Consider the following 22,925-nt stretch of genomic DNA (forward strand, 5'->3'; position numbering starts at 1 on the left):
TTATTCGAAGAAAGAGTCAGAAGAGCTTCGAGCGCTAAGGCGCGAGAACAAGCGACTCAAAGATGAAATGGAATTCCTAAAAAAGGTCTCGGCGTACTTCGCGAAGCAGAAAGAGTGAAGTACGAGTTCATTGAAAGCTATACCTGCGAGTACTCGATTAGCTTAATGTGTCGTACGTTAGAGGTGAGTCGAGGTGGTTACTATAAGTGGTGTCATCATACGCCGAGTGAGCGTTCAAAGCGGCGAGAGCGCTTTGAACAGCTCGTCATGTGTACCTTTGCCCAATGCAGGGCACGTTACGGTTCAGTGCGCATAGCCGAAGAGCTAAACGAAGCAGGCTATGCCTGTTGCGTGAATTATGTGGCTGATATCATGAAGGAAAAAGGTATCAGGGCACGTAATGGTAAAGGGTTTAAATACAACAAGGATGTGGCTGCGATGACGAATGTTGCTGACAATTTACTGCGAAGAGACTTTGAGTCTGAGATGCCAAATCAGAAGTGGGTCACGGACATCACGTATATCTGGGTGAAGAGCCGTTGGCTCTTCTTGGCGACAGTGATGGGCTTGCATTCAAGGCGTATTGTGGGTTGGTCGCTAGGGAGAACGATGACCGTCGAGCTCATCACCAATGCCCTAAAAATGGCGTTTGAGTCACGTAAGGCGCCTAAGGGCGTCATTATCCACTCGGACCGTGGTGTACAATACAGAGCATATAAATATCAAGACTTCATGCGCAAGCATGGAGGTGTACCGAGCATGAGTCGGCAGGGTAACTGCTGGGATAATGCGGTGATGGAGTCGTTCTACAGTCGACTGAAAGTCGAACTGATATACGCAGAAGACTATCAAACTGTCGAAGAAGCCCGAATGGGCATCTTCGAATACATCGAGGTATTTTACAATCGCAGAAGAAGACACTCAGCGTTGGGGCATGTCAGCCCAGTTGAGTACGAAAGTTTGTAGTTATGTACTGTCTACTTTTTGTGGGGTACACCAATTAAAAGAGAGCATTTTAAAAAATTGTGAAACTGTTTATTGTTCTCAAGAATTCTATGCTCTGTTCAAAAAATACAGACTGATTGGTATTATTTGGTATGCCGAGTTGGAATTTGTAATAGTACCCTTTGTGAAATATTTTGAATATTAAAAAATTTATATTTTTTGAGTGTTTGTGAATTTGGTAGATCCCATTTCCATACTTATGGTTTATAAGAAGCGCACTTACATTAAAGTCATCTATTGTGTTTATCTCAGCTACGTTAGATTCGTCAAATGGTTTACATGACTTACACTCCGATTTTATTATTATTAGAGTCGATGAGATTTTATTAAACACCCATTCGTAATTTACTTCACTAGTACCAAACTTTTCGAATGAGTATTCACCCCAATATTCTATATTATTGATACTTATACCATTGTTATGTAATGGGCTACTTAAGGACGTAGATGATAATAAAATGAGTAATATCGCAATAAATAGCCTTTGCATTTGTCTTTCCTTAGGTTAATCGGTTACTACCAAAAAACCATAGCTTGTCAGTTTATACTGAGTGCTATCAGATTTTTTGGGATTCTGATTGTTTGTGTATGTAAGTAGCTTTTTGGAACTCTCAGTTCTGATCATTTTCTGGATCTTAGCCCACACATGTTTACCGTCTAAGTATGATTGACCAAACGAAGGCTTTGTCATAATACAACCATGACTCCCTGTATCGTCATGGTAGCCAAACCGTATACCATCACGCCACTTGCCATCATGTAAAAACTGATCGTTTATATTGTCATCAACTAAAAATAGACCAAAATAAGATCGGAAACCGCTTGGGTTTTCTGTAATTACCCAGTTACCTTTAGGTAGATGCTTGTAACCATCCCAACCACCAGATGTTGCCTGCATAATGACTTTTTCGCTGCTAGCACCAGGTATAATTTTTTCTACAATAAGCTGACGTTTTTTGATTGAAAACGTTATTTTTAAACTCATGGTCACCTCTTTTTTATGTGTATGTTAGTTTCTAATCGTTGTTAGAGGAACAAAACCACAATAGTCATGCGATAGCCTAGAGTCGGTTCTCATTTTAAATGCAACTTATTGTTTAATTGGGCTAGTTTAGTTCGGTAACTGCTTTAATATAACAAAGAATTTAAGAGTGATTCTCCACGCTTGGCATTTTTGGTTTAGGTTAAGATCTGTGTTTAAGGTGCTAAAATTGAGTATCGTGGTTGCGTGGCTCACACCTTAATGCGGCGTTATTTCCGCAACGGATCTCTCAGGCTGTATGTACGTGGTTGTAGCCTAAGAGTGAAAGTGGCGGGGTAATCGGGTGGAAAAGCGGCGAAAAAAGCGAATATTGGTCATTTCCATGCTAGCCTTAAAGCGCTTTAAGCGCACCTTAATATGGCGCAGCAATTAAAGAGTGACGCTAAAGCGATTTAAGGTAGTGAGCTGCCAAATACTTCGGCTTCGATTTTTGCCTGTATACCGAAAATTTCTCGTCATATCAAAAGATTAGGCGTAAACATAGCCGACTTTAGTTGCGGAATAACAAGACGTTCAAGGCGATTTGAAACGCATTGGGGTTTTAGTGCCCAAATATGCACGGATTTATCAGAGTTTATTTTAGGTTAGGGTGGATCTGCGTCTCTCACACCTTAACTGCGCGTTATGCTCCCGAGTACCCCACGTTTAGTAGACACTTTACTAAGTTAGATCTAGGGTCTAATTGAGAAGTGATTTATGGCTAAACATCGTAATCCAGCGTACACCGAAGAGTTCCGCAAAGAGGCAGGGCGTCTGGCCAGCCTTCCTGGCCGAACAGCCGTCTCCGTTGCCAAGGAGCTGGGCATCAGCGCCCAGCAGATTCGGAACTGGAAGCGCCAGTTCACGCGCCTATCTGATAAACAGTTTAACACCTTAGACGGTGTCGATTACTCGAAGAAAGAGTCCGAAGAGCTTCGGGCGCTAAGGCGCGAGAACAAGCGACTCAAAGATGAAATGGAATTCCTAAAAAAGGTCTCGGCGTACTTCGCGAAGCAGCAAGAGTGAAGTACGAGTTCATCGAAAGCTATGTCGGTGAGTATTCCATTAGCTTAATGTGCCGCACCTTAGAAGTGAGTCGGGGCGGCTATTATAAGTGGTGCCATCATACGCCGAGTGAGCGTTCAAAGCGGCGAGAGCGCTTTGAACAGCTCGTCATGTGTACCTTTGCCCAATATCGGGCACGTTACGGCTCAGTGCGAATAGTCGAAGAGCTCAACGAAGCAGGCTATGCCTGCTGCGTGAATTATGTGTTTGATATCATGAAGGAAAGAGGTATCAGGGCACGTAATGGCAAAGGGTTTAAATACAACAAGGATGTGGCTGCGATGACGAATGTTGCCGACAATTTACTGCGAAGAGACTTTGAGTCTGAGATGCCAAATCAGAAGTGGGTTACGGACATCACGTATATCTGGGTGAAGAGCCGTTGGCTCTTCTTAGCGACAGTGATGGACTTGCATTCAAGGCGTATTGTGGGTTGGTCGTTAGGGACAACGATGACAGTCGAGCTCATCACCAATGCCCTAAAAATGGCGTTTGAGTCATGTAAGCCGCCTAAGGGCGTCATTATCCACTCGGACCATGGTGTACAATACAGAGCATATAAATATCAGGACTTCATGCGCAAGCATGGAGGTGTACCGTGCATGAGTCGGCAGGTTAACTGCTGGGATAATGCGGTGATGGAGTCGTTCTACAGTCGACTGAAAGTCGAACTGATATACGCAGAGACTATCAAACTGTCGAAGAAGTCCAAATGGGCATCTACGAATACATCGAGGTATTTTACAATCGCAGAAGAAGACACTTAGCGTTGGGGCATGTCAGCCCAGTTGAGTACGAAAGTATGTAGTTATGTACTGTCTACTTTTTGTGGGGGCTCCAGATCAATCGAGAGCTAAGGGAAAAAACGAAAGTACTTATAGCAGGAGCCAATGGGTATATTGGTAGCCACGTGACTAAGATGTTTGTCGAAAGTGGCTTTGAAGTTTCGACCTACAGCAGGATTAGTGGTGTCTTACCTCCTGCTCGGAAGTTTAGCAAGGTGCCAACAGATTTTTCTGTTTACTTTGATATCGTTATAAATTGTGTTCGCCCACATTGGTCAGAATTTTCGCCGGAGGAAATAGCTGATATAGAGTCCAAGCTGCTAACGCAGTTGGACAGATTAGCGGCTGAAGGTGCGACAAAAATCCACACATCGGGCGTTTGGTTATTTGGTAATGTAGAAAATTACACATAGCAAATTTTTTAAGAATGAATCGCAACGTGTGGCATTTTTACTATGCGTTGGACTTCGTGTTTATGGCGCAGTGGCGCTGTACATTAGTAGCTTTTTTACGCCTCAACTCATAGGGTATGCCAGCTAGTTTGAGTGAGGAAATGCATAGCTGTGTACTGAGCATAAACCAAGATCTTCAAAAATAGGGCTAAACCTGAATTCATGAGCTTTAATATAAGCACTGACTGAAAAGAAAGGTGGCCAAATGTTAAGTGAACTCAATGATCGTCTTGCTACTGTTTCGGAAAATATCGCTCAACTCGAAGGGCAGTTTGGCGAGTACTTCAAACCAGACCGTTGTCAGTGCACAGTGAATAATCATGAGGTTTTCCTCGAGTATCAGCATGATTTAGTGTTTGAGGAAGCTTCGGAGCAAGCGCAAGTGTTGTTGCGTTTGTTAGACATTCCCACCATTGTTGGTGGTAGACGAAATTTACTGCGTGATGTTTCTGGGAAAGGCGACACTACTAAGCTTCACTTGGACTTATCCTGTACTGAAGAGGATCTATTACTCCAGTATGTTTGTTCTGAGCTGTTGTTATTTTTCCAGAAAATTGCCAATAACCCTTAACTCAAAATTTGAGTTGAGTATTTTTGGTGTATTGGTTTTCACCTAGAGATCTCTCCTATTTGTTGTACGAGCGTACAGAGGTAAGACTGGTCGTGAGCTGACAGACAATGAGTTACCTATATAGTCATCCTGAATGAATTTAACCAATTAATCTGTACTTGGTCATATAGAATTTCTAAACAAGGAGAGTTCTATGAGACTGTTATTAATAGGAATGTTGTCAATAACCAAGCTCCCTGTGTACGCATCAGTTCCAATTACAAGTATCTACAAGTTGATGACACTTGATGTTCTTGGCGTGGTCCCCAGCGAAGTGAGGGTCGTAACAAAGACACCGGAATACTTTGAAGTTACAGAAGTGGATCTCAAGATCACATCACCTGACAAGGGCGGGAAAGCACAGGAAATATTTCCACTAGTTTTGGACGTAGCTGCTACCTCAAATGAAGAGGTGTTGGAAGACTTACGTATAAATGAACGTTTGTATACGCTGTCATTATCCGATCAAGATTTGTCTCGCTTGACCGCTAGTCTCAATAAAATTCGCACTGAAAGGGCTGAAGGACAAAGTGATAAAGAATATAGCTTAGGGATTACCATCGTTAATGGGGGTGTCCGGTCTGAGCAACCTATAAAGTCTGCCCCTGTTTATCTTTATCTTCAGCCTAGTGAAAACATAGGTATGTTTAAAGTATTAGATGATTTTAACCTAGGCTCGCAGGACTTAAGTCCATATAAAAATGTTCAAGATTGGATTGATTGTTGAGCTAATCAGACAACAACTGCTTCAAAAGGTATTATGGGAAGGATAGGCTGCGTAATCATATTGATACGCAGCCAACTATAGATAGGGCTGGCTAGTATTGTCTTCTTGATCCCCTAGTTACAACTTTCGTAACCTGAAGCTAAAAGCAGTTCACGTTCATGCTTAATCAGCTTGGCACGATCTTCAATTAGTTCATTCAATGCTTGAGAGGGTTTACCCGCTAATGCTTTGAATGCGTCAAACGACTCTGCACTGTCAATCTCGTCGATCATGCCGCTGATGACGTTACGCGCTTCGCATGGGTTATCATCGGTAGTGAAGTATTCTACTTGCTTCGCTGCCGATTTCATTTCAGTCAACAGTTCTAATGGGCTAGTTTCTTTTGCCACAGCCATGTAATTATCAAGTACACGCTTCGCATACAACAATTCTTTTAGTGGGATATCACGGCCACTTTCAATCAGCGATTCATTAAGGATCATACTTGAGCTCATGGGCATTCCTTTTTTATCAATAATTCGAACTTCTTGGGCATTGGCTTGAGTCTAATTTATTGAAGCCTGAATGGGAATGCCTAAAAAGCACATTATTAAACGATTTTTCTGATTATTTACGCTTTGTTAGTGAGTAAGTACGCAAGTTGTGTATTTGGTAGAATCTTCAGAAGATAAGTCAGTTAGTCGCTCTGAATGTTCGATTGTTCTCAGAGCTCATCAAATGTGGGTATTATCTGTTCTCAATATTCAACACTAATTCATGAAGAAGCGACCTGGCGTCACCCCAAAGCTTTGTTTGAATAGATGATTAAAAGCACTTACGCTGGTAAAGCCACACTCTAATGCCACGGTAGTGACAGGGTGAGTTTGTGCCAACAAAGTCAGAGAGTGGAACAACCTTATTTGTTGACGATACTCTATGAAAGACATGCCAACTTCATTACGAAACAAGCGGCTCAAAGTACGGCTGCTGACGTTAATTTCTTCGGCCCATTGCTTTAATGAACGATTGTCCGCAGGCTCGTCCAACAGCGAGTTACAAACCAATCCGAGCTTGGCATCGTTGGGAAGAGGGACCTGAATGGATGCTTGTGGTGCGACTTTCAATTGATCCAACAAAACCTGAACAATACGCCAATACGAATCTGTGCTTGCTTGATCGACTGGTTGCTCAGAAAGATGAATGATCATCTCACGCAGCATTGGTGACACATTTAGAACATCACTCTGATTTGGCAGCTCTGTATCGATGCTTGGCAACAAGTAGACGTTTTTCATCGCCGCATCGCCATACATGTATATCTTGTGGCTCTCATGCGCCGGGATCCACACTGCTCTTTGAGGTGGAACGACCCATAACTTGGATTCCGTCTCGACCGCCATCACACCACTGCTGGCGTACACCAGTTGGTTGTGCCGATGGCAGTGCCAATCAATGACGTGTCCATTGGCGTAGTGCTTGGGAATGACCACCGCCTCTAAGCAATTGATGTTGGCATCCAAACAGATGGTTTTGATGTTTTGGCTCATTTGAGCAATAACTTGTCTCAATGGAATCTATACGCCAAATGCTAGCCAGATAAACTCAGCTTGTCATTAATTAGCTTTCCTTTATTTGGTATGGAGTCGAGATGAACCGTTCATTTCACGCAGGTGTCCTCAATGTGGGGCATGCGCTCAATCATTACTTCTTGCTCATTTTTCCTTCTGTTGTACTGACGCTGCATAAAGAATGGGCCATGAGTTACGCAGAGCTGCTCCAAGTGGGGAGTGGGGCAATGCTGGTTTATGGCGTGATGTCTCTGCCTGCAGGTTGTCTGGCGGACCGTTGGAGCCGAAAAGGCATGATGCTCGTTTTCTACTTTGGGATGGGCACCTCTGCGTTATTTACTGCTCTTGCGCAAACGCCATGGCAAATGGGATTGGGGCTTTGTGCCATAGCCTTGTTTGCAGCGATTTATCATCCCGTCGGTATCGCACTTATATTCAGTTCTGCAAACAAAACCGGCAGGGCTATCGCGGTAAATGGACTAGCAGGTAACTTAGGTTTGGCGTTTGCTGCAATGGGAACCGCTTTGTTGTGCCAATGGTTCGCTTGGCAAGCCGCATTTTATATTCCAGGTCTTGTGTGTGTATTTACTGGTGTTGTGTACTGGTTTGCATCGAAAGATGTTACTGATATAGAGCATGCGAAAAATATACGTGACAGCGTAATAATGCCTTCGCGACAACTCAACGTGTTGTTCGCTTGTGCTGCGGTGATTGTCTTCTTCGGTGGTTTGGTCTTTCAATCTACTACGACCTCGTTGCCTAAAATTATGGATGCACAATTTAGCCAATCATTGAGCCTTTCAAGCACGTTAACCTCATCGATTTTTGTTTGTGCCGCGTTTATTCAGCTTGTTGTTGGTGAACTAATAGATCGCGTTGATATCAAGAAACTGCTCGCCTGCATTGCTGGTGGACAGTTGTTATTCCTCCTATTGGCGACGGTTACTCATGAGTGGTCATTGGTTTTCGTGTTTGTTGGTTTGATGTTGTGCACATACGCGCAAATACCAGTGAACGATTGGCTTATTGGCCGTTATACAGATGCGAAATGGCGCTCTAGAATCTATGCCGTTAAGTACACGTTAAGCTTTAGCACAGGGCCTATCGCGTATTGGCTTATTGCAGCGACCTATGCTTACACACAAGAGTTTTTACTGATGTATTTCATCCTTGCAGGTGGGATGGGGCTGGCATCACTGAGCGCATTGATGATGCCTGCTTCAAGCAAAAGAAAAACGGATAGCACCACATTAGTGAAACAGTGAAACAAAAAAGAGCGCATGTTGCGCTCCTTATTTTTATCTAATTAGTTACTTTAGAAGAATACCAGTTATTTTGATACGCCTTTGAAGCAAATAGAGCGTTGGCCTTAGCGCGCTCTATCACGGCAGGGTCAACTTGAATTGGCTTCATAGTTTGGTTAACAAAGTCATATTCCATTGTGGAGACTTTCTTACCCGGTGAGAACACCACTAGGTTATCTCGGGTTAAGTAACCAAAGTTCTTATCGTACTGCATCATTGCTCGCTCATCTTTACGTGCCAGAGGCTTAGTCAAGTCACGACCAATCATCGGTGTTTTGGCATCAATACCAATAAGTGACAATAGTGTTGGCGGCATATCGATGTTGTTTGCAATACGGTCATCTTTACGCGGTTGGATGTCTTTACCAATGATCAACGCAGGAATGTGGAAGTGCTTCACGGGCACCAAGTTAGCACCAAATACACGAGCATCATGGTCAGCAATGACGATGAACACTGTATTATTCCAGTATGAAGACTGCTTTGCTTTGTCAAAGAATGTCCCCAGAGCATAGTCAGAATATTTAACCGCGTTATTTCGTGTCATGTACTCATCATCGTGCTGCTCAATTTTACCCTGTGGGTACTCATAAGGGCTATGATTACTTGAGGTAAATACCAAGCTGAAGAAAGGCTTGTCAGTTTTAGATAAGCGCTCAAACTCTTGGTCTGCTTTAGTGTAAAGATCTTCGTCACTTACACCCCAAGAGCCAACAAATTCAGGGTTCTCATAGTCCTTTTCTTCCACAACATGGTCGAAACCGTTACCGAAGAAGAAGGTTTTCATGTTATCGAAGTTTGCTTCACCACCATAAATGAACTCAGTGTGGTAACCGCGGTTTTTCAGGAAACCGGCAATAGTAAAGAAACCTGTTTGGCTTTTGCTTAGTTTTACAACTGCTCGCGATGGTGATGGCGGGAAACCTGTTGTTACCGCTTCGATGCCACGAACAGAACGAGTACCCGTTGCGTACATTTGAGTGAACTGCCAGCCTTCATTCATCAGCTTGTCGAAGTTAGGCGTGAGGGGAAGGCCACCTAGTGAGCCTACGAACTGTGCTCCCAAACTTTCTTGTAGCAAGATAACCAAGTTTTTTGGCTTCCCTTGGTAAGTCGCTCTATTAGTGTTCATTGTTGGAAGAGCTGATGGGTCAAAGTCAGACTTCGCAGAAGAGGTGCGAACGAGGTCTAGCATCTTCTGGTTATCCATTTTTCCGTAGAACTCTTCCGCGCTCTTTTCTGATTTCATATTGTTTACAGCAAACAACAGAGAGTAAGAGGAGTTTAGTGCCAAATCATTCATCAGTGGGTCGTTAGAAAATGCCACCATTGCAGGGTTTAGAGGGCGATGTCCCAGAGAAGAACGTGCGCCAGCAACACCAATTAGAACCACTAAAATGGCAAGGGCAGGACGCCATTTCCAGTTTACTTGTTGTGCGTTGTCGGTAAGCTTTTTACTCCATTTCCAACCAAGGAAAAGGGTAAGCACCGTGCCTACGGCACCGATAAAGAGCTCTAGTTTGTAACCAGTCCAAAGCATGCTGAACACTTCTTTTGGATAAATCAGGTATTCAACAAACAAGCGGTTTGGACGTAGGTCGTATTCTTGAATAAACGGAGCCGTGGCCAGTTCCATGTAAACCAAGATCCACAAACCTGCGACCATCCAACAACGTAGAACCCACTTCCAGCATTCGCCGACCTTACCTTGGACAGGCAATAGAGCAGAAAGTAAGCCCGGAAGAATGAACAGCCAGCAGATAGTGGCAAAGTCTACGCGTAGGCCCTGACCCAAAATATAGATAAGGTCGTTAAAAGATTCGATTCGGTCAGAGAGCCAAATAGCGAGTAAAATCCGTGAAACGGAAAGAAAAGCAAGCGAAAATAGCGCAAATACAGCAATAGGCTGCAAAGGCCCAAATGCGGGCTTCTTCATAAATATTCCCTAATTTACTGATGTAACTGATTTTTATGGCGTGTCTTTTATCAAAGAAAACGTGAAACAAACGTGAAATATAAGGCTTATTTATAAATTTAATTGTAATGATTAGTACGGCTTTGTAAGGGGGAGTAATGCCATACGGCATGCGCAGTTCGGTTTGTCGCCACGAAAGGCGTGAAAATCGTAGGGTTGATTTCTATAGATTTCTTATTTAGGGTGTTGGGTATGAACTATTTAGCTATTTCTATCTCAACCAACTGTTGTTGTTGCACCTCCCAAGACGTGCGGCGGCTTTCGCGTAGCTATTAGTTAGCAAAAGATCATACAGACATATTAAAGGCCGCCGATGTTTTCATCCGCGGCCTTTTTGCATTTAAAGGAATAACAATATGAGTCAGTCAAAATTACAATTATTCAATACACTAGGGCGCACCCTTGAGCCGTTCAATACCATCGAATCTGGTAAAGTCGGGTTGTACGCTTGTGGTCCTACAGTGTACGACTACGCGCATGCAGGCAACTTAAGAACCTATCTTTTTGTGGATGTGCTCAGGCGCACGCTAGAGCTCAACGGCTACGACGTAAACCACGTTATGAACATCACAGATGTTGGTCACTTGGTGTCTGATGCCGATACTGGTGAAGATAAAATGGAGAAGGGCGCGAGAAAGCAGAACAAGTCCGCTTGGGAGATCGCAAAGTATTTTGAAGACGCATTTTTAGATGATCTTACTAGCCTCAATATCACTAAGCCTTCCATCATTTGTCGCGCTACAGAACACATACAGGAACAAATTGAATTCGTCCAAGAGCTTGAACAAAAGGGCTTTACCTATCAAACCTCCGATGGCATTTATTTTGATTCGGCCAAGCTTCCAGATTACGGAAAACTTGCCAAACTGGACCGCGATGGGTTAGAAGCGGGCATTCGCGTCGAAATGGCAGAGAAAAAGAGCCCAACCGACTTCGCACTCTGGAAGTTTAGCGGCGACACACCAAGACAAATGGAATGGGAAAGCCCTTGGGGAGTGGGTTTTCCGGGGTGGCACATCGAATGTTCAGCGATGGCAGAGAAGTACCTTGGGGAGGTGTTCGATATTCATGTTGGTGGGGAAGACCATATCCCAGTTCACCACACCAACGAAATTGCTCAATGCCAAGCGAAGAATGGACACGTACAAGCGAATTACTGGCTGCATGGTTTCTTCCTTCAATTGAACAAAGAGAAGATCTCCAAGTCCGGTACGTCACTTCGTCTTGATGCGTTAATCGAGAAAGGCTATGACCCGCTGGCTTACCGTTACTTGGTGCTGACCAGCCATTATCGCAGTCATTTGAGCTTTACGTGGGAGAGCTTGGATGCCGCACAAACGGCTCTAAAGCGCCTGAAAGCGAAAGTGTCGGCACTACCAGAAGGTGGCAAAGTCGACCAAACGTATGTTGAGCGTTTTATGTCACTCATCAACAATGATTTAGCCATGCCACAAGCGATCGCACTAATGTGGGAGTTACTTGGAAGTGCATTAAACGATGCAGATAAAAAGGCAACGGCACGCTACTTTGACCGTGTGTTTGGTTTGGAGCTTGATAAAGTAGAAGAAGAGGAAATTCCGCACGAGATCTTGGAATTGGTAGAGTTGCGTTTGCAAATGAAAAAGCAGAAGGAATACCAACAAGCTGACGAAATCCGTCAGAAAGTTGCCGAACTTGGCTACAGAATCAACGATGCTGGTGATGGCTCAACGGTAAGTAAACAAGGCTAGCAAGCTGAAAAACAAAAAGGCTCACTGCGATAGTGAGCCTTTCTTATTGAAACGATAAACGCTCTCGTCGTTATTGAATCGCTAACTCAGGTTGCGAAGCCGTATTCATTTCTGCGGTTTGATTGTACTTCTTAATCACTAGCGTCAAGCGAATCAGCATTGCAATTGCTGCGGTGGTTAAGCCGGTTACGATACCAATCCAGAAGCCTTCTTCGCCCATGGCAGGAACGATTTCATCTGTGATACCCAGTAGCATACCCAGTGGAAGCGCCAAGCCCCAGTAGGCTAGAATCGCCAGAATCATCGGGATCTTAGTATCTTTGTAGCCACGCAGAGCGCCGTTTGCAGACGTCTGTAGTGCATCGCTGAATTGGTACATCGCAGTAAACATCAGCAGAGTCGCTGCTGTTGCTGAAACCACAGGATCTGTGGTGTACAAACGAATGATCCACTCAGGGAACAGCAGGAAGAAGCCGACTGAAATTAACGACAGTAGCGCAGCGGTAATAATGCCTACCAAGCTGCGGTGAGAAGCTGTCTCAAGCTTTTGTTCACCCAATGCATGACCAACGCGAATCGTGATACCAAATGAAAGACTCATTGGGATCATGTACGTCATGCTAGAGATGTTCAGGGCAATCTGCGCCGCAGCAACGTTTTCTGCACCAATACGACCAATCAATAGCGCAATCACCGCGAAGATGCTGCCACAAACCGCGATGTTCAAACCAATCGGCATGCCGAGTTTGAACAGTTGTTTGATCTCTTGCCATATCGGCTTTAGCTCAGCGAAGTGCAGAATGTTTTTGTAGTGATGATGGCGTTTGATGTAGCTAAACAGTAGGGCAGACATCAGCCAGTAAACCAAGCTCGTTGCCCAGCCACAACCAACCGCACCCAATGCAGGCATGCCGAATTTACCGTAAATCAGAATGTAGTTAACAGGGATGTTTACCAACAAACCAATCACAGAAATCAGCATGGGTGCGCGAGTGTTGTTCATCCCTTCGCAGAAGCCATTCAAAGTGTAGAACAGCGCAATGCCAGGAACACCGAACGCCAATGCGACAACATAATCACTCGCGATAGGAATGATCTCAGGCGCAACGCCTAGGCTAACGAGAATGGTTTCGCCAAGCAGCAAGTAAACAATCAAAATTGCGCTAACGAACGCAGACAACCAAAGCATTTGAATAAACGCGATACGTACGTTATCCAAACTTTGTGCGCCGCGGTGGTAAGCAACGACAGGCGTTAGTGCCATGATGATGCCGCGAAGCAAAAGCGAAACGGGTAGCCATAAACTGGTGCCAAGTGCTATCGCAGCAAGGTCGGCAGCACTCACTTGGCCTGCCATTGTTGTATCGATAAAGCCCATCGACTGAGTGGCAAGTTGCATCAGAATGATAGGGATCGATAGGTGTAACAAAGCGCCCGATTCTTTAAAAAAACGAGAAAAAGAGGAAGGTGTGTTTTGCATGGATGTAGTTAAACACCAATATCAATGCACCAGTGGAAGCAGGATGGCGTTGTGCATTGTAGGGTGTGCCGCGTAGGCACGCGCAATATACGGATTTTTGTTATGAGGTTCAATGTGTAATTTAGATCACAAGAAAACGATTGCTTTGGCTGCCAAAAGTATTATTTGCTCTGTGAATGTATTGCGTTTTTTACTGCTCATTTTTAGATGAAAACAAGCGATTTTCGACACACTCGTTTCAATAATAATCAGTCATTATTCCGCTTTTCGATGGTTACAAATCTTTTTATCTGACCTCTCGATTTATTTATTGTGTGATTATTTTCTTGGTGATATTTATCGCCTTAGTTTAGGCAATGCATGGAATAAAGAATGGAAGCCGAGCAATTAGAAGTACTCAATTTCATTAGCCAATACCCACCTTTTGATGACTTACCGGAAGAGCACTTAAGAAACATCGCAATGAATGCTGAAGTCGCGTATTACCGCGCAGGGACGGACATTCTCAAGAAAGGCGATGACATTCGTGATTTGTACATGATCCGCAGTGGTGTGGTCGAAATCTTCCGCCGCAAAGGCGAGTTGTACAACCGTATCGATGCTGGTGGCTTGTTTGGACAAATGGGGTTGTTGATGAACAACCGTGTCCGTATGCCAGCCAAAGCGATAGAAGATACCTTGGTTTACTGCATTCCAGAGAAGATCTTCACTGAGCTATGTGACGAGTTTGAGAACTTTGCTGATTTCATGGAATTGGAAGACAGCGCGAGGCTGCGCACTGCGGTATCAAACCACTCAGATGGGAATGACTTTACTACTGCGAAAGCACGCAAGATCTTAAGCCGCGAGCCAGTGACACTAGAAGCCACTGCAACGGTGCGTGAGGCGGCAATCTTGATGGCGGAAGAGGGCGTTACTGCGCTTTTGATTGTCCGCGCACAAGAAGACATTACTGAAGACGACGATGACCAACTGCTTGGTATTTTGACCGAGAAGGATCTGTGTGTTCGCGTTTTAGCTGAAGGTAGAGACAGTGATATTCCTGTAAGTGAAGTGATGAGCTACGACGTCGTATCGCTCGATTACAGTGCTTACGTGTTTGAAGCCATGCTGACAATGCTACGTTACAACGTCCATCATCTTCCTATTCTTAAAGACAAAAAGCCAATCGGCGTAATTAGCATGACGGATATCGTCCGTTATGAATCGCAAAACAGCTTGTTGCTTGTGAGCTCTATTTTCCAACAAAACTCGGTAGAAGATCTCAAAGCGGTTTCTAAACAAGTGAAAGACTGCTTTGTGCGAATGGTGAGTGAAGATGCAAATGCCCACATGGTAGGGCGTGCTATGTCGGTGATTGGCAGCAGCTTTAAACAGAGACTGGCAGAGTTAGCAGAACAAGAATTAGGTCCTGCGCCAATCCCTTATTGCTTATTGGCAATGGGCTCCATGGCGCGTGATGAACAGCTTATCGTCACAGACCAAGACAACGCGCTGATTCTGGATAACAGCTACGACCCAGCACTGCATGGTGAGTACTTTGCTCAACTCGCAAAATTCATTTGTGATGGACTAGCCGAATGCGGTTACACCTACTGTACAGGCGACATCATGGCAACCAACCCAGAATGGCGCAAAACGCGTTCAGAATGGGAAGAGTGCTTTGCGAACTGGATTGATGATCCAACACCAGAGAGACTTCTCAACAGCAGTATTTTCTTCGACTTACTTGGTGTACATGGACGTGTGAAATGGGCAGAGCAGTTGAGCGGCTTCATTGTGCGTCGTGCTAAGAAGAACAATCGATTCCTGGCTTGTATGGCTTACAACGCGATTCGTCGCACGCCACCACTAGGTTTCTTCAAAGACTTCGTGATGGAGAAAGACGGTCGTCACCGCAATTCCATCAACTTGAAACGCCGAGGCACTGCGCCAATGGCGGATCTGATTCGTGTGCATGCTTTGGCTATTGGTTCCCGTTCGCAAAACTCGTTTGAACGTCTGGATGACATCAACAACGCGGGCATCTTACCCAAAGGCCGTGGTATGGACTTAAAAGATGCGATGGAGTTGATCTACATGGTGCGAATCCGACATCAAGCATTGGATATCGAAAACGGGGAAGAGCCGGATAACAACATCGAGCCAGAAGAAATGTCGGAGTTTGAGCGTCGCAACTTAAAAGCCGCATTCCAAATCCTAAGCAACGCGCAGAACTACATTAAGTTCCGTTACCAGAGAAGTGGCAAATGATGTGGTTTTCAAAACAAAAGCAAGATATCACTGATTTGCTTGATACCAGCCAGACACCTGATTGGCCAATCTTCTTCGAGCAACTCGCCGAGCAAGCGAACGATACTCGATTAAAACGTTATTACTCTAAGCCTATTGTGAATGGTGATACGCCTTTAAAAGAGGTACCGTTTGTCTCCGTCGATTTTGAGACCACGGGTTTAAACGCCGAGGAAGATGCCATTCTCACCATAGGTTTGGTGCCATTTACGCTAGGGCGAGTACAGTGCAGCGGCTCTCGTCATTGGGTGGTGAATCCAAATCGAGAACTGAATGAAGAATCTGTGGTGATCCACGGTATTACCGATTCCGAAGTGAAGAATGCGCCGCAACTTGAACAAATTCTGGATGCCATTCTTGATGAGTTAGCCGGAAAGATTGTGGTGGTGCACTACAAAAATATCGAGCGTCAATTCTTCAATAATGCGTTGTTAAACAGTGTGGGTGAGGGGATTCAATTTCCAGTCGTTGATACGTTGGACATTGAATACGCGATTCAACGTCGTGAGTGTGAAGGTTGGTTAAATAAGCTCAAAGGCAAAAAGCCGGGATCTGTACGACTCGGCCACGCGCGTGAGCGCTACCATTTGCCAGCTTATCAGCCACACCATGCGCTGACCGACGCTCTTGCTACCGCTGAGTTGCTTCAAGCCCAGCTGCAGTATCACTTTGATGGTGACATGCCACTGTCCGTGATATGGCAATAACTCATCCATATCGTCTATGAATTGGCGATAAATTTAATTAGTCGTCCTGATAACAAAATGCAATGCGATATCAGGACGATTAACGCTAAAATTACAAAGTAGAGCAACCCTTCTAAAAGCGACGTAACGATCGCAAATAAGCTTTGCAGCAAGTGACGCAAGAAAGCCATCACTCAAAGTCCTACACAGATTTTAATTTGGTCACGTATTTTAAGGAGATAAATCGTGAGCACCGACAACAATGGCGGTATCCAACGCCCCGACGGTAAAGTGAACCCGATCGATACTGATTACCAGATCGGTCAGGATAACGTCGCGCTAAAAGTAGGTCCTTTTGGACTTGATATTCACAACCGTGTGTTCGCTATTTCAGGTATGTCGATCATCCTGTTCGTAGTGTTAACACTGACATTCAGACAACAAGTTGAGCCGTTTTTCGCGGGTCTACGTGGTTGGCTTGTTTCTAACCTTGATTGGTTCTTCCTATCTGCGGGCAACGTGTTTGTCGTAGTGTGTTTGATCCTGATCGTAACGCCACTTGGTCGCGTTCGTATCGGTGGTACAGAAGCAACTCCGGATTACACGTACGCAGGTTGGCTAGCGATGCTGTTCGCGGCTGGTATGGGTATCGGTCTGGTATTCTTCGGCGTATCTGAGCCTATGTCTCACTTCAGTGCTGCTCTTGGCGGTGTGAACGTTGAGAATGGTGTTCGTACTGACTGGGCTCCACTAGGCGCAGCAGAAGGTGACACATCAGCTGCGTCTGCACTTGGTATGGCAGCAACGATTTACCACTGGGCACTTCACCCTTGGTCAATCTACGCACTGTTGGCGCTTGGTTTGGCGATCTTCTCGTTCAACAAGGGCTTACCTCTAACGATGCGTTCTATTTTCTACCCTCTTTTTGGCGAGCGCGTTTGGGGTTGGACTGGTCACATTATTGATATCCTAGCGGTAGTCGCGACGGTATTCGGTCTTGCGACGTCTCTTGGCTACGGTGCATCACAAGCAGCAACAGGTCTAAACTTCCTGTTCGGTGTACCAATGACAGATATGACGCAAGTTGTGATTATCGTGATCATCACAGCACTTGCTTTGATCTCGGTAGTTGCTGGTCTGGATAGCGGTGTAAAACGTCTGTCTGAAATCAACATGGGTTTAGCGGCGTTATTGCTTTTGTTCGTGATCGTTGTAGGTCCAACACTCGCAATCATGACTGGTTTCTTCGAGAACATCATGTCTTACCTAGCGAACGTTCCAGCGCTTTCAATGCCATTCGGCCGTGAAGACGTGAACTACTCTCAAGGCTGGACTGCGTTCTACTGGGCTTGGTGGATTTCATGGTCACCATTCGTAGGTATGTTTATCGCGCGTGTATCTCGTGGTCGTTCAGTTCGTGAGTTCATCGTGTGTGTAATCCTGATCCCATCAACCGTGTGTGTATTATGGATGACGGCATTCGGTGGTACGGCGATCAGCCAATACGTGAACGATGGTTACCAAGCGGTATTTGACGCAGAGCTTCCACTTAAACTGTTCGCGATGCTAGATGTGATGCCTCTTTCTCAAATCACGTCTATCGTAGGTATTATTCTGGTTGTGGTGTTCTTTATCACGTCAGCGGACTCTGGCTCTCTTGTAATCGATACGATTGCAGCGGGCGGTAAAGTAGATGCACCAACACCTCAACGCGTGTTCTGGTGTACGTTCGAAGGCTTAGTTGCAATCGCACTAATGCTTGGTGGTGGTCTAGCGGCTGCACAAGCGATGGCGGTAACAACCGGTCTGCCATTCACTATCGTATTGTTGGTTGCAACGGTATCTCTAGTGAAAGGTTTGATGGATGAGCCTCGCCCAACATCAAAATCAATGAAGAAAGCGAAAGCGTAATTTAAGCTTCCTTCATAACAACAAAAAAACGGCATGCTTCGGCGTGCCGTTTTCTCATCTGAATTCTTCATCTTTAGCCATCAATCTACTGCAACTTTCTTCCTGCTCGAAACAATTCCCCAGTGCGAAATTGACGATGTTTTGCTCATTTGGCTTCAATTTATTTTTTACCCTATAAATACATTAGAGCTCAAACTATTTTTAAAGTCATGTTCATTTGGTCTTAGTGCGACATAGATCAAATAAGTAAGGTTTTTAAGCGGCTTTGTTTGATTTCTATGCACAATCAGTGTGCATAATAAAAAGGAAATTTAATTAGTGTACGAAGGATATGTATCTACACATGATTACCTCAGCCCCTTGGGTTATGTATCCAGAGATTGGAGAAGACCCAAGCAAAAAATGGATTTTTCGTGAACCTGTCGTGTCTGATGGCGACGATATTTATGGTTTGATCGCAGATTGTCCTCCGCTCGATATGAACTCGTCATATTGTAATTTTCTTCAATCTAGCCATTTCAGCAAAACTTGTATTTTGGTCGAGCACAAAGGCGAGATTGCAGGGTTTGTTTCTGGCTATCAGAAGCCGGATGAACCTAATGTGCTGTTCATTTGGCAAGTTGCGGTTGCCCCTCGTTTCAGAGGAAATGGCTTGGCGTCTCAAATGCTTGAACGCTTACTACAGCGAGAAGGGCTTGAAGACATCAACGCTATCGAAACCACAATCACTAAATCCAATGATGCATCTTGGGCGTTATTTAAAAAGCTTGATGCACAACATGGAAACGCCGGCGAAGTGACGACTTTCTTGGATGAAAAGGATCATTTCAAAGGTAAACACGATACCGAGTATCTGTATCGTATTCCCCTCAAGTAATCCCCACAAAATAGGAATCAAATAACGGTCTTATCATGGATATTTTCAAAAAGCAGGAATCCAACGTACGTTCATACTCGAACAGTTTTCCAGTCGTCTTTCGTAAAGCAAAAGGTACCTGGTTAGAAACAGAACAAGGCGAACGCTACCTCGATTTCCTTGCTGGAGCGGGATCTCTAAATTACGGTCATAACAATCCAGTACTTAAGCAAGCGCTCCTTGAGTACATTGAAATGGATGGCATTACACACGGCTTGGACATGCATTCAGAAGCCAAAGCCGCTTTTCTTGAAGCACTAAATCAATACATCCTTGAACCAAGAGGGCTGGATTACAAAGTCCAGTTCACAGGCCCAACCGGAACCAATGCCGTAGAAGCTGCAATCAAGTTGGCAAAAAAAGTGAAGGGACGCAACAGTATCGTTGCCTTCACAAACGGTTTCCATGGTTGTACGGCAGGCGCACTTGCAGCAACGGGTAATCAACACCATCGCCAAGGGGCGGGTTCTAGTTTAAACAATGTTACTCGTATTCCTTTCGAAGGTTATGCAGATATTGATGGCCTCAAATTGTTTGAAACCATGTTGTCAGATAACTCGGCAGGCATGGACAAACCGGCTGCAGTTTTATTAGAGACAGTACAAGGTGAAGGTGGCCTTAACGTTGCGTCTAACCAATGGTTGCAGCGTCTTAGCAAACTTTGTAAAGCACACGATATCTTATTGATTGTTGACGACATTCAAGCAGGCTGTGGTCGTACGGGTACCTTCTTTAGCTTCGAGCCAGCGGGCATTAAGCCCGATATGGTAACGCTGTCAAAATCGATTGGCGGTTATGGTTTACCAATGGCCATCGTTTTATTAAAACCTGAGTTGGATAAATGGAAACCAGGCGAACATAACGGCACATTCCGTGGCAACAATCATGCGTTTGTGACAGCAGCGAAAGCAATTGAAACATATTGGTCAAATGACCGTTTTGAAGCGCACATCAAGCGTTGTTCGAGCATGGTTGATGAAGTCATTCAGCGATCGGTAAAACGATTCCCAGAAATGTTTATACAGCGCAAAGGTCGCGGGATGATGATTGGTATTGAATGTAAGAACGGTGAAATCTCTGGTGATATTGCAAAAGCGTGTTTTGAGAACGGAATGGTGATTGAAACCGCAGGACCAAATGATGAGGTGGTGAAGTTCTTTTGCCCATTGACCATTTCTGAAGCCGAACTTACCCAAGGGCTTAATATCTTCGAGGGCTCGGTAGAAGCCATCGCAAGCAAACTTTTCAAACAAGCATCATAGCAAGGAAAGAATTATGATCGTTAGAACACTCGATGAGTGTCGCAATAGCGAAAGACGAGTTGTGTCTGATAACTGGGAAAGTGTCCGTATGTTATTGAAAGACGACAATATGGGCTTCTCATTCCACATCACGACGATATACAAAGGAACCGAAACACACATTCATTATCAGAACCATTTGGAATCTGTATTTTGCATGAGTGGAGAAGGGGAAATTGAAGTCGTTGGCGGTGAAACTTACCCAATCAAACCGGGTACGTTGTACATCCTGGATAAGCATGACGAGCATTACTTACGCGCCTATAAAAACAAAGAAATGGTCATGGCGTGTGTGTTCAATCCACCAATCACGGGTGCGGAAGTTCACGACGAAAATGGCGTTTATCCTCTGGTGGACTAGCCCACTGATGTTTTAAAGGGGTGATGTTTCACCCCTTTTTCTTCTCCATTCTTTTAAATTACCAATCATTAAGGCCCCCTCATGACATTTACCGTAGAAAAAATCGGCGGTACATCTATGACAGCATTCGATGCTGTACTCGACAACATTCTTCTTCGTCCACAAAACCCATATAACCGAATTTTTGTTGTTTCCGCGTATGGTGGTATGACAGACGCTCTATTGGAATGTAAAAAAACCAGTAAGCCAGGTGTCTATCAGCTTATCGCTAAACGAGATGAAACTTGGCAAGACGCACTCGCCTATGTTGAAAGCCGTATGCTGCTGACAAACGAACATATTTTTGCCGATCCGATGAATCGTATGCGCGCGGACAAGTTCATTCGTTCTCGCATTTCAGAAGCAAAAATATGCGTAACCAATATCCTAGAAACTTGCCAATACGGGCAGTTTTCTCTGCGCCAGTACTTACCGCAAATTCGTGAGTTTCTTTCATCCATTGGCGAAGCGCACAGCGCTTATAACACCGCCTTAAAGCTAAAGAACATGGGTATTAACTCGACCTTTGTTGACCTATCCGGTTGGGATAACCAACAACCTCGTAGTTTAGATGAGACAATACGTGAAGCGTTTGAAAAAATAGATGTGACCCAAGAGCTGCCAATCGTGACGGGTTATGCGTATTGCAAAGAAGGGCTGATGCTCACTTATGATCGAGGCTATAGCGAAATGACCTTTAGCCGAATTGCTGCAACAACCAAAGCTGACTTGGCGATAATTCATAAGGAATACCATTTAAGCTCTGCAGACCCAAGGGTTGTTGGTGTTGAGCGTGTCAATCCAATTGGAACGACCAATTATGATGTGGCCGATCAGTTAGCGAATCTTGGTATGGAAGCGATTCACCCAAATGCAGCAGCAGGACTGCGTGAAAGTGGGATTGAATTACAGATCAAAAATACGTTTGAACCAGAACATAAAGGGACACTGATCTCTGCAGATTATCGTCCGGAGAGTGATCGCATTGAAATCATTGCCGGTAAGCAGAAAGTATTTGCGCTTCATCTATTTGATCAAACCATGGTTGGAAAGGTAGACAACGTCAGCTACGAGTTGATGGAGATTATCGCAGATGCTCGCGTCAATCTCATAGGGAAGGAGATGAACGCAAACTCTATCACCTATTATCTAGGCGGCAGTGTAGAGAGCTTAAACAAAGTGCGCTACAAAGTAGAGAAACGCTATCCACAAGCCTCAATTAATGGACGCATGGTAGCGCTCATCTCTGCAATCGGTTCTCAAATCGATACCAATAAAACGTTAGCTAAAGGCGTTTTTGCACTGATGAATCGCGACGTGACACCCATTGCTCTCCACTCATCAATGAGAAACGTTAACGTGCAGTTTGTTGTGAGTGACGACGAGTATAAAGAAGCAATTTGTGCGCTACATGAAGAGTTCTTTGAACAAGACAGCGATACAAGTAAGTCGGCGAATGTCGCTTGAAGTTGATTGACGGCAGTTAACTATTAGGCAACGGTTAGCTGCTAATAGAAAAGAAGGGGCGTGTTTATCGTCCCTTTTTTGTGTCCGTCAACAAAGATCAAGACACTTGAACATATAGGGTTAGCTAGATAGAATTTTTGTTCCTCAGTATTTACCTCAACTAACACATGAAACTTATTCGCTGACGACACTTGCCTGATTTTTCAAACTTCACGTTCTACTCTGATATTCGGAGGGAACAAACTCGAATT

At 44.5% G+C, this 22,925-nt stretch carries 19 protein-coding genes and 2 pseudogenes; 16 read left to right on the forward strand and 5 right to left on the reverse strand.

The features are described from left to right. The first annotated feature begins 72 nt into the window (after positions 1 to 72). Entirely contained in the window at positions 73 to 966 is an 894-nt protein-coding gene (locus KIV41_RS15570; protein WP_285337023.1) for an IS3 family transposase, read from the forward strand. Positions 967 to 1,510: 544 nt separating this feature from the next. Here the strand turns inward: KIV41_RS15570 and KIV41_RS15575 are convergent. Next, on the reverse strand, positions 1,511 to 1,990 hold the full coding sequence (locus tag KIV41_RS15575; RefSeq protein WP_252040522.1) for a hypothetical protein: 480 nt from the start codon (positions 1,988 to 1,990) through the stop codon (positions 1,511 to 1,513). A gap of 753 nt (positions 1,991 to 2,743) precedes the next feature. On the opposite strand from KIV41_RS15575, the gene KIV41_RS15585 reads away from it, so the two are divergent. From KIV41_RS15585 to KIV41_RS15610, 6 genes and pseudogenes are all read left to right on the forward strand, one after another. Further along, on the forward strand, positions 2,744 to 3,052 hold the full coding sequence (locus KIV41_RS15585) for a transposase (protein WP_252040519.1): 309 nt from the start codon (positions 2,744 to 2,746) through the stop codon (positions 3,050 to 3,052). Beyond that, positions 3,049 to 3,726: pseudogene (locus tag KIV41_RS15590) on the forward strand (IS3 family transposase); the annotation flags it as partial. The gene KIV41_RS15585 and the pseudogene KIV41_RS15590, both read left to right, overlap by 4 nt. A 77-nt stretch (positions 3,727 to 3,803) precedes the next feature. Beyond that, a complete protein-coding gene (locus KIV41_RS24870; RefSeq protein ID WP_353505807.1) occupies positions 3,804 to 3,899 on the forward strand; it encodes an IS3 family transposase in 96 nt (31 codons plus the stop codon). Positions 3,900 to 4,010: 111 nt separating this feature from the next. Next, positions 4,011 to 4,280, forward strand: a pseudogene (locus KIV41_RS15595) (NAD(P)-dependent oxidoreductase); the annotation flags it as partial. Positions 4,281 to 4,533: 253 nt separating this feature from the next. Beyond that, positions 4,534 to 4,899 carry a hypothetical protein gene (locus KIV41_RS15605; RefSeq protein ID WP_138942478.1) on the forward strand — a complete coding sequence of 122 codons (366 nt, stop codon included), beginning with the start codon at positions 4,534 to 4,536 and terminating at the stop codon, positions 4,897 to 4,899. A 193-nt stretch (positions 4,900 to 5,092) separates the two neighbouring features. Then, positions 5,093 to 5,665, forward strand: coding sequence for a hypothetical protein (locus tag KIV41_RS15610; RefSeq protein ID WP_252040515.1), 573 nt, complete (start codon positions 5,093 to 5,095; stop codon positions 5,663 to 5,665). A gap of 113 nt (positions 5,666 to 5,778) precedes the next feature. On the opposite strand, the gene KIV41_RS15615 is transcribed toward KIV41_RS15610, so the two are convergent. After that, positions 5,779 to 6,159, reverse strand: a complete 381-nt coding sequence (locus KIV41_RS15615) for a hypothetical protein (protein ID WP_010448413.1) — start codon at positions 6,157 to 6,159, stop codon at positions 5,779 to 5,781. A gap of 255 nt (positions 6,160 to 6,414) precedes the next feature. Further along, the gene (locus KIV41_RS15620) at positions 6,415 to 7,191 is read right to left on the reverse strand and encodes a helix-turn-helix transcriptional regulator (protein WP_045390403.1); all 777 of its coding nucleotides are present in this window, start codon (positions 7,189 to 7,191) and stop codon (positions 6,415 to 6,417) included. Positions 7,192 to 7,292: 101 nt separating this feature from the next. On the opposite strand from KIV41_RS15620, the gene KIV41_RS15625 reads away from it, so the two are divergent. Continuing rightward, positions 7,293 to 8,477, forward strand: a complete 1,185-nt coding sequence (locus KIV41_RS15625) for an MFS transporter (protein WP_252040513.1) — start codon at positions 7,293 to 7,295, stop codon at positions 8,475 to 8,477. Between the two features lie 37 nt (positions 8,478 to 8,514). On the opposite strand, the gene KIV41_RS15630 is transcribed toward KIV41_RS15625, so the two are convergent. Then, positions 8,515 to 10,452 carry an LTA synthase family protein gene (locus KIV41_RS15630; protein ID WP_285336967.1) on the reverse strand — a complete coding sequence of 646 codons (1,938 nt, stop codon included), beginning with the start codon at positions 10,450 to 10,452 and terminating at the stop codon, positions 8,515 to 8,517. 395 nt (positions 10,453 to 10,847) lie between these two features. Between KIV41_RS15630 and cysS the strand changes: the two genes are divergently transcribed. Beyond that, positions 10,848 to 12,221, forward strand: coding sequence for a cysteine--tRNA ligase (gene cysS, locus KIV41_RS15635; RefSeq protein WP_252040509.1), 1,374 nt, complete (start codon positions 10,848 to 10,850; stop codon positions 12,219 to 12,221). A gap of 70 nt (positions 12,222 to 12,291) precedes the next feature. Here cysS and KIV41_RS15640 read toward each other — a convergent pair whose 3' ends face one another. After that, the gene (locus KIV41_RS15640; protein ID WP_252040507.1) at positions 12,292 to 13,701 is read right to left on the reverse strand and encodes an MATE family efflux transporter; all 1,410 of its coding nucleotides are present in this window, start codon (positions 13,699 to 13,701) and stop codon (positions 12,292 to 12,294) included. Between the two features lie 372 nt (positions 13,702 to 14,073). Between KIV41_RS15640 and KIV41_RS15645 the strand changes: the two genes are divergently transcribed. The 7 genes from KIV41_RS15645 (at position 14,074) to KIV41_RS15675 (ending at position 22,674) form a co-directional block, all read left to right on the forward strand. Next, positions 14,074 to 15,954, forward strand: a complete 1,881-nt coding sequence (locus tag KIV41_RS15645) for a DUF294 nucleotidyltransferase-like domain-containing protein (RefSeq protein WP_054823531.1) — start codon at positions 14,074 to 14,076, stop codon at positions 15,952 to 15,954. Next, positions 15,951 to 16,700 (forward strand): 3'-5' exonuclease, encoded by a 750-nt coding sequence (locus KIV41_RS15650; RefSeq protein ID WP_285336968.1) that lies wholly within the window; start codon positions 15,951 to 15,953, stop codon positions 16,698 to 16,700. Before KIV41_RS15645 ends, KIV41_RS15650 begins: the two co-directional genes overlap by 4 nt. Before the next feature lie 225 nt (positions 16,701 to 16,925). Continuing rightward, positions 16,926 to 18,590 carry a BCCT family transporter gene (locus KIV41_RS15655; RefSeq protein ID WP_009704320.1) on the forward strand — a complete coding sequence of 555 codons (1,665 nt, stop codon included), beginning with the start codon at positions 16,926 to 16,928 and terminating at the stop codon, positions 18,588 to 18,590. A gap of 343 nt (positions 18,591 to 18,933) precedes the next feature. Next, positions 18,934 to 19,467 carry a diaminobutyrate acetyltransferase gene (gene ectA, locus KIV41_RS15660; protein ID WP_252040503.1) on the forward strand — a complete coding sequence of 178 codons (534 nt, stop codon included), beginning with the start codon at positions 18,934 to 18,936 and terminating at the stop codon, positions 19,465 to 19,467. A 35-nt stretch (positions 19,468 to 19,502) separates the two neighbouring features. Continuing rightward, positions 19,503 to 20,768 (forward strand): diaminobutyrate--2-oxoglutarate transaminase, encoded by a 1,266-nt coding sequence (ectB, locus tag KIV41_RS15665; protein WP_285336969.1) that lies wholly within the window; start codon positions 19,503 to 19,505, stop codon positions 20,766 to 20,768. 13 nt (positions 20,769 to 20,781) lie between these two features. Then, positions 20,782 to 21,168 carry an ectoine synthase gene (locus KIV41_RS15670; RefSeq protein WP_285336970.1) on the forward strand — a complete coding sequence of 129 codons (387 nt, stop codon included), beginning with the start codon at positions 20,782 to 20,784 and terminating at the stop codon, positions 21,166 to 21,168. Positions 21,169 to 21,249: 81 nt separating this feature from the next. After that, positions 21,250 to 22,674: an aspartate kinase gene (locus KIV41_RS15675; protein ID WP_285336971.1), complete on the forward strand. Its 1,425-nt coding sequence runs from the start codon at positions 21,250 to 21,252 to the stop codon at positions 22,672 to 22,674. Positions 22,675 to 22,925: the final 251 nt, after the last annotated feature.

The organism is Vibrio sp. D401a (genome assembly GCF_030248515.1).
Lineage (GTDB): Bacteria > Pseudomonadota > Gammaproteobacteria > Enterobacterales > Vibrionaceae > Vibrio > Vibrio rotiferianus.